Source organism: Emticicia sp. GW821-FHT11C11 (genome assembly GCF_058808615.1).
On record NZ_JBXARV010000002.1, the window covers coordinates 34,600 to 48,342 of the forward strand.

General features: G+C 42.4%; 13 protein-coding genes. 7 read left to right on the plus strand and 6 right to left on the minus strand.

The window, feature by feature from the left end; translation table 11 throughout:
• The first annotated feature begins 9 nt into the window (after nt 1-9).
• Nucleotides 10-984 (plus strand): porphobilinogen synthase, encoded by a 975-nt coding sequence (gene hemB, locus AC1RRY_RS10125; RefSeq protein ID WP_492821231.1) that lies wholly within the window; start codon nt 10-12, stop codon nt 982-984.
• A 31-nt stretch (nt 985-1,015) separates the two neighbouring features.
• On the opposite strand, the gene AC1RRY_RS10130 is transcribed toward hemB, so the two are convergent.
• Nucleotides 1,016-1,510, minus strand: coding sequence for a dihydrofolate reductase (locus AC1RRY_RS10130; protein ID WP_492821229.1), 495 nt, complete (start codon nt 1,508-1,510; stop codon nt 1,016-1,018).
• Between the two features lie 132 nt (nt 1,511-1,642).
• On the opposite strand from AC1RRY_RS10130, the gene AC1RRY_RS10135 reads away from it, so the two are divergent.
• Together AC1RRY_RS10135 and AC1RRY_RS10140 are read left to right on the plus strand one after the other, a co-directional pair.
• The gene (locus tag AC1RRY_RS10135) at nt 1,643-2,350 is read left to right on the plus strand and encodes a 2-phosphosulfolactate phosphatase (RefSeq protein WP_492821227.1); all 708 of its coding nucleotides are present in this window, start codon (nt 1,643-1,645) and stop codon (nt 2,348-2,350) included.
• A gap of 56 nt (nt 2,351-2,406) precedes the next feature.
• Nucleotides 2,407-3,414, plus strand: a complete 1,008-nt coding sequence (locus AC1RRY_RS10140) for a dipeptide epimerase (RefSeq protein ID WP_492821225.1) — start codon at nt 2,407-2,409, stop codon at nt 3,412-3,414.
• Nucleotides 3,415-3,485: 71 nt separating this feature from the next.
• Here AC1RRY_RS10140 and AC1RRY_RS10145 read toward each other — a convergent pair whose 3' ends face one another.
• From AC1RRY_RS10145 to AC1RRY_RS10160, 4 genes are all read right to left on the minus strand, one after another.
• Entirely contained in the window at nt 3,486-4,511 is a 1,026-nt protein-coding gene (locus AC1RRY_RS10145) for a DUF6807 domain-containing protein (RefSeq protein WP_492821223.1), read from the minus strand.
• Nucleotides 4,512-4,623: 112 nt separating this feature from the next.
• Nucleotides 4,624-5,115: a DUF6691 family protein gene (locus AC1RRY_RS10150; RefSeq protein WP_492821221.1), complete on the minus strand. Its 492-nt coding sequence runs from the start codon at nt 5,113-5,115 to the stop codon at nt 4,624-4,626.
• A 9-nt stretch (nt 5,116-5,124) separates the two neighbouring features.
• A complete protein-coding gene (locus AC1RRY_RS10155) occupies nt 5,125-5,679 on the minus strand; it encodes a YeeE/YedE family protein (protein ID WP_492821219.1) in 555 nt (184 codons plus the stop codon).
• A 113-nt stretch (nt 5,680-5,792) separates the two neighbouring features.
• A complete protein-coding gene (locus AC1RRY_RS10160) occupies nt 5,793-6,302 on the minus strand; it encodes an HNH endonuclease (RefSeq protein ID WP_492821217.1) in 510 nt (169 codons plus the stop codon).
• A gap of 199 nt (nt 6,303-6,501) precedes the next feature.
• On the opposite strand from AC1RRY_RS10160, the gene AC1RRY_RS10165 reads away from it, so the two are divergent.
• From AC1RRY_RS10165 to AC1RRY_RS10175, 3 genes are all read left to right on the plus strand, one after another.
• Nucleotides 6,502-7,047 (plus strand): YqgE/AlgH family protein, encoded by a 546-nt coding sequence (locus AC1RRY_RS10165; RefSeq protein WP_492821215.1) that lies wholly within the window; start codon nt 6,502-6,504, stop codon nt 7,045-7,047.
• A 109-nt stretch (nt 7,048-7,156) separates the two neighbouring features.
• Nucleotides 7,157-9,031: a beta-N-acetylhexosaminidase gene (locus AC1RRY_RS10170; protein WP_492821214.1), complete on the plus strand. Its 1,875-nt coding sequence runs from the start codon at nt 7,157-7,159 to the stop codon at nt 9,029-9,031.
• Between the two features lie 74 nt (nt 9,032-9,105).
• On the plus strand, nt 9,106-11,064 hold the full coding sequence (locus tag AC1RRY_RS10175; RefSeq protein ID WP_492821212.1) for a hypothetical protein: 1,959 nt from the start codon (nt 9,106-9,108) through the stop codon (nt 11,062-11,064).
• Here AC1RRY_RS10175 and AC1RRY_RS10180 read toward each other — a convergent pair.
• The gene (locus AC1RRY_RS10180; RefSeq protein ID WP_492821210.1) at nt 11,061-12,245 is read right to left on the minus strand and encodes a TolB family protein; all 1,185 of its coding nucleotides are present in this window, start codon (nt 12,243-12,245) and stop codon (nt 11,061-11,063) included. The two genes, AC1RRY_RS10175 and AC1RRY_RS10180, sit on opposite strands and share 4 nt — an antisense overlap.
• Before the next feature lie 146 nt (nt 12,246-12,391).
• Between AC1RRY_RS10180 and AC1RRY_RS10185 the strand changes: the two genes are divergently transcribed.
• Entirely contained in the window at nt 12,392-13,741 is a 1,350-nt protein-coding gene (locus AC1RRY_RS10185; protein WP_492821208.1) for a DEAD/DEAH box helicase, read from the plus strand.
• The last annotated feature ends 2 nt before the right edge of the window (nt 13,742-13,743 follow it).

Sequence of the window (13,743 nt, forward strand, 5' to 3'; positions counted from 1 at the left end):
GCTATCAATATGCTTATTCATCGTCCAAGAAGAAATCGTAAAAGTGCTGCCATCAGAGATCTGGTGCAGGAAACCACGCTTTCAGTCAATGACTTTATATTCCCGATGTTTGTGATGGAAGGCGCAGACATCAAAAGTGAAATAAAATCTATGCCGGGTATCTATCGTTTTTCTTTGGATACATTGCTGGAAGAACTCAAAGAAGTAACCGACCTCGGCATTAAATCTATCTGTCTTTTCCCCAATTATCCCGAGTCGAAGAAAGACAAATATGCTACCGAAAGCTATAATCCGGATACGCTGTACCTGAGAGCTTTGAGCGAAATCAAAAACCAATTCCCTGATCTGGCGCTGATGACCGATATTGCGCTTGATCCGTATAGCAGCGACGGCCACGACGGTATTGTTGAAAACGGACAGATTCTGAACGATGAAACCCTCGAGGTGCTGGGTAAAATGGCTTTGGCACAGGCACGTGCCGGAGCTGATATTCTTGGGCCGTCAGACATGATGGATGGCCGCGTGGGTTACATACGTGAACTGCTGGAAGACGAAGGCTTTTCAGATATTAGCATCATGTCTTATTCTGCTAAATATGCCAGTGCGTTTTACGGGCCTTTCCGTGATGCTTTGGATTCTGCACCAAAATTCGGAGATAAAAAGACCTACCAGATGAACCCCGCCAACGTGCGCGAAGCCTTGATTGAAGGCCAGCTGGATATGGACGAAGGAGCCGACTTCCTGATGGTGAAACCGGCGTTCTCATACCTGGATGTCATCAAAACCCTCTCAGAGAATTTCCCATTGCCCATAGCTGCCTACAATGTATCAGGCGAATATGCCATGATCAAGGCCGCCTCTCAAAACGGCTGGATAGACGGACAGAAAGCCATGTACGAATTACTGTTGAGTATTAAGCGGGCAGGGGCAAATATCATACTGAGCTACTTTGCCAAAGAATTTGCACAGTTGAAAGCTCATTAAGCAAGAAGCCCGGCAAAACCGGGCTTCTTTTTTATTTTCTTACCAACTCTACAATATCAAAATCATACTCGTTTTTCTCGTCTTTCTGGTACGGTACCCTCGAAACCTCCTGCCACTCTTCCTGCTTTAATTCAGGGAAAAATGTATCACCTTCAATATTTACTTTTACTTCCGTCAGATATACTTTGTCTGTAATACCTAACGCCTGTTCATAGATATTTCCACCACCTACAATAAATATTTCGTTCGCTCCTTCTTCATGTCTGGCCAGTTCTATGGCTTGTCCAATCGAATCGGCTACCAGCACTGACGTATCATCAGACACCTTGCCTGAGCGGGTAATAACGATGTTTGTCCGCTTAGGTAAAGGTTTACCAATCGACTCAAACGTTTTTCTGCCCATAATGATGGCATGCCCACTGGTTAAGGTCTTGAAATGCTTTAAATCTGTTGAAAGCCTCCACAGCAACTGGTTGTTTTTTCCTATGGCTCTGTTTTGGGCAATGGCTACTATTATCGAAATCATCGGGTCAATTTTTATGCTTGCAATTTAGCGTTTTTAATAGGCTTTTACAGCATTTTTTGGCATATTTGCCTAAATTTTAGTCTTAAAGCCAACTCAGATAATTACTTTATCTGAGTTTTTTACAATCACTGAATGAAAAATATTGACGTTTGCCTTACACCCGATTTATTACACCTTCATAACATCGACAACTCCATTGTAATCATAGCAGATATTTTCCGTGCTACCTCATGCATGATAACGGGCTTTGCCTATGGTGTAAAAAGCATCATTCCAGTAGAGACCGTAGAAGAATGCAAGCAATTGCAGGAGATGGGTTACATTGCCGCGGCCGAAAGAAACGCCCGTAAAGTAGATGGCTTTGAGCTGGACAATTCTCCGTTCAGCTACATGAGCGAAAAACTAATAGGTGAAAAAATTGCCATGACTACTACTAACGGTACATATTCTATCGCTAAGGCAAAGGCATCGGCCGTAAAGGTGTTGGCAGGGGCATTTCTGAACCTGAACGCCATTGTTAATTACCTGAAAACACAGCCTTATGATGTACTCGTATTATGTGCCGGATGGAAAGGCCGTGTAAACATTGAAGATACACTATTTGCAGGTGCATTGATTGCCGCACTGGAAGATGAGTATTTTGTACCGGAAGACAGCGCTATCATGTCGCTGCGCTTGTATCAACAGGCTAAGAACGACTTAATAGGTTATCTGGCTAATTCGTCACACATCCGCCGCCTGCAAAATCTGGGTATTCATAAAGACATTGCCTATTGCCTACAAAAAGACCTGTATGATGTAGTACCGATTTTACGGGGCAATGAACTGGTAAATCTGTAAATTTGATTGATGCGAATAAATAATCACTCATTCACTCAATTGCAAATTCTTCGTCAATGAAATTGAAATTCCATATTCTGAAGCTGCAAATGCGGCATACGTTTACCATAGCACACGGCTCGCGTGACGATATTGATGCGTTTATTGTAGAGTTGCAAGATGGTGAATACAGCGGCTATGGTGAGGCTACGCCTATCCCCTACTATGGTGTAACAGCCGAGGGGATGAGAGATAAACTGGCCGAATACCAGTCGCTCATTGAAAACTACGACCTGCAGAATCCCGAAGATTTTTGGGCAACCATGTACCCTTACCTGAAAGATAACCCCTTTGCGCATTGTGCCTTAGATATGGCCGCCTGGGACTTATGGGGTAAAAAACTTGGCCAGCCTTTGTATAAACTCTGGGGATTATCCATCGATAAAGTGCCCTATTCTAACTACACCATCGGTATCGATACTATTGAAAAGATGGTATCTAAAATGCAGGAATTCGATTTCCCGATTTACAAAATCAAGCTGGGTACTGATCACGATGTTGAAATTGTAAAAGAACTGCGCAAGCATACCGATGCAGTTTTCAGGGTTGATGCCAATTGTGCCTGGGGTGTAGAAGAAACCATTAAAAACTCTATTGAATTCAATAAACTGAATGTAGAGTTTATTGAGCAACCGATGGAAAAAGGTGCCTATGCATCTATGGAGGAAGTAATGAAACATTCGGTATTGCCCCTCATTGCCGACGAAAGCTGTATTGTGGAAGAAGATGTAAAAAAATGCTTTGGCAGATTCCACGGTGTGAATGTAAAACTGGCTAAATGCGGCGGCTTAACTCCGGCCAGAAGAATGATAGCAGAAGCCCGTACCTTGGGCATGAAAGTAATGTGCGGTTGCATGACCGAAACCAGCATTGGTATCTCAGCCATCGGACAATTACTACCACTATTAGATTACGTGGATATGGATGGCTCTATCCTTATTTCAAACGACCCTGCTACGGGCGTATATCTCGATAAAGGCAAGCCCATATTCCCGGATGTCAATGGAACTGGGGCGTTGTTGTAAGAATATGAAGATAAACAATAAAGGGTGTCACGAACAATCGTAACACCCTTCATTATTATCCAAACTATCTCTTACTTACCAAAATCGGCAGTTAGTTTGTTCATTTCTGCATCTGAAACTTCGCCCGATGTCACCACTACGCGATAACGGAAAGTAGTAGATTGTTTCGGAGCCAATGTCAGATTCAAAGTCTCTTTACCGTTTGAGAACACTTTCTGTCCAAGCGGATTCACCGAGAAAAGACCATACCCACGTGAGTGCCAGTAAGCCGGATAGCCGGGATTTTTAGGATGGTCAATAATAGCTACCGAGATTTTCTCGTCGCCAATTTGTCCTCTCAGATTTATCCACTCCGAGCGCTTTGCCCAGGTATCTTCTCCTTCAATGCCCTCTTTGTTGCGATAGCTTCCCACAATACCTTTATTGTCTAAAACGGGCACTTTGGTAGCTACACCGCTGGCATCTGTAAATACTTCCGGTTTGTTAGACGGATGCTCTAATTCTCTGGCCAGACGAATAGCAAATAAACCGTCTTTCACGTCTTTAAATACCACCTCTTTGTCAGCAGCTGTTAAAGTAGTGGCTCTGTCAACAATGCGTTGGTTGCCGGTTCCCTGAAAAGTATAGGTAGTTTCTTCCGTCAACATCAATTTACCTGCTTTATCCAGCCAATCGGCAGTTACTACCAATGTACCTTTGTTTTTACCCGATTTCACCAATTTAATACCCGTATGCACAATTGTACCATAGGTACCTTTGGCACTTGGTGGTGTGTTAGAGTTATTCCAGAAATCGTGGCCGTTTACGTCTTCGTAGTTTAACCAGATACCCACATGGTGCGGGTGGTCAACTCTTTCACCCGGACGAGGATCTAATGGCCATCCACGTGTAATAAGCGTTCCTTTTGAGGTATAAACCGGATATAAAACAGCTTTTTTGAGTACATCAGCCCCCGGATAAAAATAAGAAGTAAAAGGTTTGCCATCTATCAGCACGTTTACTTTCTTGCCTGCATCGTCTCTGACAAGCTTCACTTCTTTGGTTTGCGCGAAAAGCATAGCCGGAGTCAACAATAATAACAACAATAATTTTTTCATGAGTATATCGGATTGAAATAATGATTAAGCAAATTAAGCAAGGTTTTGCTAATGTCTCTACCGATATATTAGCTTTTTATTATATTTTTTTGACTTTAAATAAGGCTTTTACTCAATGTGGCAGTTTTTCTCTGATCAAGCCATAAAACCATGTTCCGGCCAGGGCACTGACCAGCGTGACGATGAATACCGTCACTCCCGTACCGATTTGCGCATAAATAGGCCCTGGGCAGGCTCCTGTTAAAGCCCATCCGAAACCAAAAAGCAGCCCGCCGAATATCTGCCCCTTGCTGAATGGCTTAGGGTCCAGCTTAATGGTTTCGCCGTTCAGGCTTTTTATTTTCAATCGTTTGATGAGCTGCACCGAAATGGCACCGACCACAACGGCGGTTCCGATAACACCATACATATGGAACGATTCAAATCTGAACATCTCCTGAATCCGGAACCAGGAAATCACTTCTGCTTTTACCAGCACAATGCCAAACCCGATACCGAATACAAGGTATTTCAGTAAACTACCTGTCGTTATTTTTCCGGATGTCTCATCTGACAGATTCTGTGTTTCAAAATCTAATTGATCTATGTCTTTTATCTCTTTCATGGCATTTAATTATAAGTAAGGAATCACAAACCAGGTAACAATAAAACCGCCAACCATAAAACAAATGGTGGCTATCAGCGAAGGCAACTGAAGGTTTGATAAACCCATGATGGAATGCCCGGAAGTACAACCGCCTGCATAGCGGGTACCAAAACCTACAAGAAAGCCCCCTACCACTATGAAGATGAACCCGCGAAGTGTAAAAAGGCTCTCCCAGCTGAACAAATCGGTAGGTACCAATGCGCTGTATTCCTGAATACCGATAGATTGCAGATAGGAACGGGTGCTGTCGGCTATTTTAACCGGTTCAGGATTGGTCAGCAAATGTGAAGCTATCCATCCACCGATGATCACTCCGGCTACAAAGACCAGATTCCAGCTTTCTTTTTTCCAGTTATATTTAAAATAAGGAATTTTGGCGGGCAGAATAGCCGCACAGATATGCCGCATGGAAGATGAAATTCCGAAGGCCTTATTGCCCGCTATCAAAAGCAAAGGGACGAAAAGACCAATGATGACACCGGCAACTGACCAATGCCAGGGTTGTTTGAGAAGTTCGAGCATGTTACAGAAAGTTTATATACAAACTTATAAAATAATCTACTGATATTATAGACTGTTTATGTATAAGTTTATACACTGCATGCCATGCTTATTCATGATAGGTACCCAAATCCTTAGGTTTTCTCCTTCATACCAAGAAACGGCACCCAGTTCTCCTCAATGGAGCCTGCGAAGTCGCGGAGAAACATAATGAATGAAGGTTTGTAAGGCTTACGAGAGAGAGAGAGGTTTGCTTCTTCAGGGGAAAGGTCGCCTTTTCGGGAGTTGCATCGGCGACAGGCGGTTACCAGGTTATCCCAGTTTGTTTTTCCGCCTTTTGATTTAGGAGTCAGGTGGTCGAGGGTCAGATCTTCGTGGCTTCCGCAATATACACACTTGTTGCCGTCCCGCCTGAATACATTCTGCCTACTGAGCATCACACCTTTAAATGGCAAACTAACGTAGCGGTGGAGCCTGATAACTGAGGGGAGCGGATAAGTGGAGCTCACTGTCCTGAGGTAGCCCCGCTGGGAATCTGATACCAATTCAGCTTTGTTGAGATAAACCAATGCAAAAGCTTTAGGTACCGTACAAATACTTAATGCACTATAATCGGCATTCAAAACTAAAACTTTCCTGCCCATATAACATTTAAGATTAGATGTTTAATTTGCAAGGCAATGTAGTCATAAATTTTTAAAACCACAATAGCAAGTTTTTTAAGAAATTGTTTTTTCGTTGTTTTGAAAACCTCTATTTTGTGGAACGATTTCACACAATAACGGGAAACTATAGGGGTGTAACCCATTGACAATGGTGTTGCTTATAAAATTATTGAGATATATGTCGGTAAGTAAAGGAAAACTGTTAATTGCTGAACCATTTTTGGGAGATCCTAATTTCGAGCGCAGTGTGGTACTCTTGTGCGAGCACAATACGCAGGGTTCATTCGGGCTGGTATTGAACCAGACCACCAACCTGAAATTGGATGATGTAATGGAAAATGTCTATGGCGACCTGCCTTTGTATTTAGGTGGCCCTGTTGAACAGAATACCCTGCATTTTATTCACAGACTGGGCGACCGGATTGACGGAGCCGTAGAATTAGGCAATGGCATCTATTGGTCTGGCGATTTTGATAAGGTGAAGACTCTGATTAACATAGGCACCGTCTCAGAAAAAGACATTCGCCTGTTTGTAGGCTACTCAGGCTGGTCGGCCGGACAATTGGACGATGAAATGAAGCGCGACTCATGGATTATCTCCGAAACCGACGCCCACTTTATTTTTGATACGCCTGCCGACCAGTTCTGGCGTGCGGTGCTGAAGCGCATGGGTGGTGAATACAAGGTGTTGTCTAACTACCCTACCGACCCACGGCTGAATTAGTCGTTTTACTTTGACTACGTATTAAGCCAACCTGCACAAATATTTGCTTCCCCCCCCTTTTTTTAATTACTTTGAAACTCGTTTCGATTCAAAAACCTAAATTTTCCGTATGAAAAAAAACATAGTCGTGCTTTTATTAAGCATCCTGGCCCTTGATGTTTCTGCTCAAAATATTATTCCGAAACCCGTAGAGATTCAGCAGGTGGCAGGTACATTTAAGATAACGGCCGCGACCGCTATCGGAGCCAACGATAACGAAAGCCGTAAAATTGCAGCCATGCTTGCTGCGAAGTTGAAAAACGCAACAGGATTTGCCCCTGAAATCAAAAAGACCGGAGCTATTCAGTTTACTATTAATACTACTCCCAATACAAAAATTGGTGACGAAGGCTATACACTCAACGCCAATAGCACGGGTGTAAAAATTGCAGCCAACAAGCCTTCAGGCTTATTTTATGGCTTACAGTCTCTACTGCAATTATTGCCCAAAGAAATAGAGAGCAAAACTGTAGTGAAAAATGTCAGCTGGACTATCCCCGGTGTGAAAATTACCGATTATCCCCGTTTCGGCTGGCGTGGACTAATGCTTGATGTAAGCCGGCATTTCTTCTCGAAAGAAGACGTAAAACGATATATTGATGACATGGTTCGCTATAAATTCAATACGTTGCACTGGCATCTGACCGATGATAACGGCTGGAGAATAGAAATAAAATCTTTACCGAAACTGACAGAAGTAGGTGCCTGGCGCGTGGAAAGAGCCGGAAGATTCGGCGACAGAAAAGCGCCGGAAGATGGCGAGCCTACTACTTACGGCGGTTTCTATACACAGGAAGACATTAAGGACATTATTAAATATGCTGCTGACCGCGGAGTAACCATCGTGCCCGAAGTTGATGTGCCCGGCCATAGCATGGCAGCGCTTGCGGCGTATCCTGAACTTTCATGTACCAAAGACCCTAAAACAAAGGTAAACCCCGGCACTAATTTTGCCGAGTGGTATGGCGACGGTAAATTCAGAATGTTTATTGATAACACGTTGAATCCGTCGGACGAAAAAGTGTATGAGTTTCTGGATAAAGTGTTTACCGAAATGGCGGCCTTATTCCCTAATAAGTACATACACGTAGGCGGTGACGAATGCTACAAGGGTTTCTGGGAAAAAGACGCGGGTTGTCAGGCGCTGATGAAAAAAATGGGCATGACCCACGTGGAAGAACTACAGGGGTATTTTATGAAACGTGTGGAAAAGATACTGAATGCACGAGGTAAACAATTATTGGGTTGGGATGAAATTCTGGAAGGCGGCATTTCTCCAACCGCAACTGTTATGAGTTGGAGAGGCGTAAAAGGCGGCATAGAAGCAGCCAAAATGAAACATAATGTGGTAATGACCCCTACTACTTTTGCGTATCTGGATTACATGCAGGGAGAGCCTACTATTGACCCTCCTATTTATGCCTCCCTACGCTTGAGCAAAACGTATAGCTTCGAGCCGGTTCCTGACGAAATAGAAGCTAAATATATTCTGGGCGGACAAGGCAACCTTTGGACAGAGCAGATTCCGACTATCCGTTATGCAGAATACATGACCTATCCCAGGGCATGGGCTTTGTCGGATATATACTGGTCACCGAAAGAAAGTAAAGACTGGAACAACTTCACGAAACGCATGGAAGCCCACTTTGACAGAGCCGATGTGGCTGAAATGGGTTATTCGAAAGCCGTTTATGATGCCATTGTGAAAGCAAGTATCAAAGATGGCAAACTGTTGGCAGAACTGGTATCAGAATTACCCGACGTGGATATTTACTATACCACAGACGACACCATGCCTGATCGCTTCTCTAACAAATATACCCAGCCTTTTGAAATACCTGATGCGCAGGTAACGCTGCGGGTTGTTACTTACCGTAACGCAAAACCGATTGGCCATCTGATAACCCTGAAAAGAGAAGACCTGAAAAAACGGGCAGGGAAGTAAAATTTCAAGTAATAAGTACGCAACAAAAAGTCTTTTACCTTACTTTTGTAACATAGGGTAAAAGACTTTTTTTAATGCAACCGACAAAAATATCTGATAATACAAGACAAAATATCTTTCTTGTTTTTTTTAGCCTGATTTATTTCTCTTTATCCCTACCAGTGGGCTATGCCGGCACTGACCTGGATGCATCCTGGCACGAGGCGCTGGCAATGGCTATAGATAAGCACTTTGTTTTCGGCCGCGACTTCATTTTTAATTATGGTCCATTAGGTTATATGAACACAGGGCTTTTGCCCAAATCTGTTTCTCCTGCCATACTAGTTGCCAGCTCTTTTTTCGAATTACTCAATTATCTGGTTATTCTTCGGTTTGCGTTCGCGAAAGCGGGTAAAAAATGGTGGGTGGTGGCGGTTTCGGCAATTCTTATTCTTATGCCCTGGGGTTTCATTGCCGATAAATCCTTCACGCTCTTCTATTTTCTTTTATTCTGGCTTTTACATGCGCAGAAAACCCGTAATACCATTGGTCTGCTCATTTCAGTGCTGTTGTCAGTCCTGATTTTCTATATCAAGCTTAATCTGAGTATTGTAGTTTATGTAGTCATGTTTGCCTCGCTTGTTTATTTTTATGTAGCACGGTACTTTACATTACGAACCATTATCATTACGGCTGCTTTATTACTTGGCTTAACCTATTCGTTATCATTTCTGTTTCATGTCGATTTACCCGCTTATCTTGGTTCAAGCTTAAAAATTATTGATGCTTATCAGGATGCCATGGCTGTGGTAATCATTGAAGAATCAGAACTGATAACATTATTGATATATGAAGGGGTGATTCTGGTGGTAGCAGGTCTGTTTATCCTTAGAAGTTTCCAATGGCAATCTCTGTATCTCTATTTTCTTGTCACACTAAGCTGGTTTCTGTGTTTTAAGCAGGCGCATACGGCAGTATGGTATTACAATATTTTCGGATTCTTTTTATTTATGCCTCCCCTGGCAATTCTGTTGTATCTTTTCACGGCCGACAAACACAAAGTTTGGGCTGGCAGGACATTTGTATTGATTTTGCTCATACAAATAGCCGCCACACAACAGATCCGTGTCTATATGAGTGAAGAAGATACCTTTGAAAGTTACTGGCTTACCTATCCGCCCAAAACGGTTGCAGAGAAAATGAAAGGCAATTTTAAAGTCTCTCAATTATTGGACATAATAGAGCTGAAAAACCCGGTCAATTATGTTGACAGGCTTATCCATTATAATTATGATGATAATTTTGAAAACAATCCGTTTCCATTATCGCAGAATATACTGCAAAAAATAGGCAATGCAACGGTCGACATTGTACCGCACGAAATTAAGTATTTGTATTTCAACAGACTCAATTACAATCCGCGCCCGGTCATTCAATCCTATCAGGCAAATAGCGATTGGCTTATGAAAAAAAATGGGGATAAATATCTTTCTAAAACAGCCCCTGAATATGTTTTTTACCACATAGCATCGTTTCGCGAGCAGAACCACTTCTGGGTTGAAACAGATTTAACGAAAGCGCTGCTGAAAAACTATCGGCTGACAGATACCACATTGATTGCAAAAGATACTTTTTTTGTATTCCGGCATCAGCCCATCTCTAAAAAACTGGAGGCTGAACCAGCAAAAACAGTCACTTATAAAATCAATGAAGATATTTTTCTGCCAGATACTGACAAGCCCATTCTTTTTACGGCGAATATTGAGTATAGCCTGAAAGGCAAATTATCACGATTGTTTTTCCAGCCGCCCTATCTTTATTGCGAAGTAACGTATGAAAATGGCCAGATGATGCATTATAGAGTAATCGATAAAATACTGAAAGGAGGTATATTCATCAACCCTAGAGTCACCACTCAATCAGAGGCTGCTAATTTTTTCCTCAATAAGGGTCAAACCAATCTGAAAATAAAAAAAATCCGCTTCTGGTCTAAGTACAGCAGCGGATTCAAGCAAAGTTTCAGTGGGCAAATGCAGCCTTATATATTACCTTAAGGTAACTTGTATCGATAGGTTTTCCAACTTGTTTCATTGGTTGACTTATTGGCATTTACAAAAAACTCTTTGTCAGACAACCAACCGAAATTAATGGCATCTGATATCTGCCACGTTTTTTTGGTGGTCATATCATACACCCACAGATCCGGATTATTGGCTACACTACTGCCAAATAGCAGATATTCGTCTTTAGGAGAGATACTTACCCATTGCATGGAGTCAGTCCATTCAAACAATTGTCTGGCTGTTGGCGGGCCATCGTTATTCAGGCTTAGTTTTACTATTTCTTTTATATCACCACCTGCATTTACCTTGTTTCTCATCTGAATAATACTTTTTCCATCGTTCGACCAATCGAAATAGTAAAAGCCATCGTTTGAAAACTGTTTATTTACTTTAGTTGCTATATTGTAAATGTATAAACCCTGCTTGTCGTAATCAGTATAAGCCAGTTGGGTTCCGTCGGGTGAAAAGGCGTAATTCCAGACTCTGGCTCCTGCGGGTATTTCTAACTCTACAAATTTCTGTGTGGCCATGTCGTAGTAGTCAAATGCTCGATCGTTGTTTTTAGTTGTTTGAAGATACAGCCTGCTTCCCTGCGCATAAAAACCCTTCACCAGATAGCTTTTACTTGTAGAGTTTTTAAAGATTACTTTCTTCGATTTATCTTCCCAGTTCTGCAATACAATCTCGCCGGTATTAGTATCGGTATAAGCCAGATACGGGCTGATACTCGAACTACTCATAAACAAACTGTTAGATAATTCGAGAATCGTATCTTTAGGTTTCAGCGAACTTGTAGTAAACATTATCTGCCGGGAAAAATCTGTTTTTTCTCCTTTCTTAATGCCTTTTACCGATACATAATAGTTTTTGTCAGGTTGCAGATTTTCCAGTTTAATCGATTCTTGCGAAGTAGTATAAGCCAATTTCATGTTCGAAAATCCGGATGCTCCCTCAGAAATCCATACCTCGGCTGTATCAAAACTGGTGGGCTCGGGGCCGCTGTGGTTTTTAAAGGTATAAGCTGTTATGGTGAGTAGTACCTCATCATTCACCTTTCTGGCCGAAACAGCCATATTTGAAATCTTGTCGTTGGGTGACGGCTCATGTTTTTCCCAGCAGGCATTGGCCATAAAAGCCAGAATGAAAATAATCGGTATGGATATCTTTTGCATATTTTAATGTATTTGCAAACTATGACTTAAATTTCGGTAAAAGGTTGTAAAAAAGTATTCATTAGTCTAAGTTTTAATTATTATGTACTTTTGCACTCAAATATTAAGTATTAAGCAGATAGTTTCGGCTTAATAGAACAGATACAATGGAAAATTCTTTTGAAAAATTTGAGCTGAATCGTCAGCTGCTGAATGCCATAGAAGACAGCGGATATACCACCCCCACTCCTATTCAGGACAAGGCCATACCGTTAATCATGAAAGGGCATGATGTACTCGGCATTGCTCAGACAGGTACAGGCAAAACAGCTACTTACCTTTTGCCGGTGCTTATGAAAATAAAATATGCACAGGGCCACATGCCGCGTTGCATTATTTTTGCCCCCACCCGTGAACTGGTAATGCAGATTGACGCGGCCGTTGCTGAACTGGCCAAGTATACAGATTTACGCCACACAGCTATTTATGGAGGGTTAGGGCCTAAAACACAGATTGAGACTCTTAAGAAAGGGGTGGACATTATAGTAGCCACCCCCGGCCGGTTCATGGACTTGTATCTGCGTGAAGAAATCGGGGTGAAAGACCTGAAAGTACTGATATTGGACGAAGCCGACAAAATGATGGACATGGGCTTTATGCCGCAGATACGTAAAGTTCTGGAGGTGATTCCACGTAAGAGACAAAACCTGCTTTTCTCGGCTACTTTCTCGGATAAAGTTGAACGGTTATCGGAAGAGTTTCTTGAATTCCCTGTGCGTGTGGAGGTTACCCCGCAAGCCACTACAGCCGAAACCGTGAAGCAGCGTATGTATGAGGTATCCAACTCTCAGACAAAACTCAATCTGCTGAAACATATTTTTGCAACCGAAGACGTACAAAAGGCTATTATTTTCACCCGCTCGAAAGAAGTCGCCGATCATGTGTATAATTCTATGGTACAAAAGATAGTGCCATTTAACAAGATTCGTGTCATACATGCCAACAAAGGGCAGAATACGCGTATCAACTCAATGGATGCCTTCCGCGAGGGCGATGTAAATGTATTAGTGGCAACAGATGTGGCCTCCAGAGGAATTGATATTCAGCAGGTATCGCACGTGATTAACTTCGATGTGCCTTTAATCTATGAAGACTACGTACACCGGATCGGACGAACCGGACGTGCCAACAATGTGGGCGAAGCCATTACTTTCCTCACGGCTCCCGAAGAATATCATATTAAAAAAGTAGAGAAGATTATCCGTATGGAAATTCCGAGGGCACAGATTCCTGCGGAGGTCGAAGTTCCTACTACACCATTTGAAGAACGCCAGGGACAACTGCGTGAAATTGATGATCAACGCAAAAAAGAAGACCCTACCTTTCAGGGAGCTTTTCATGAAAAGAAAGTCAGAAGGCCGGAAGTTAAAAAGAGTAAACCGGCTTCATCGACGGGGAAAAAGTATGCGCCCGGTAATAGAAAAAGTACTACAAAAAAATCTGCCAAACGCAGATAACT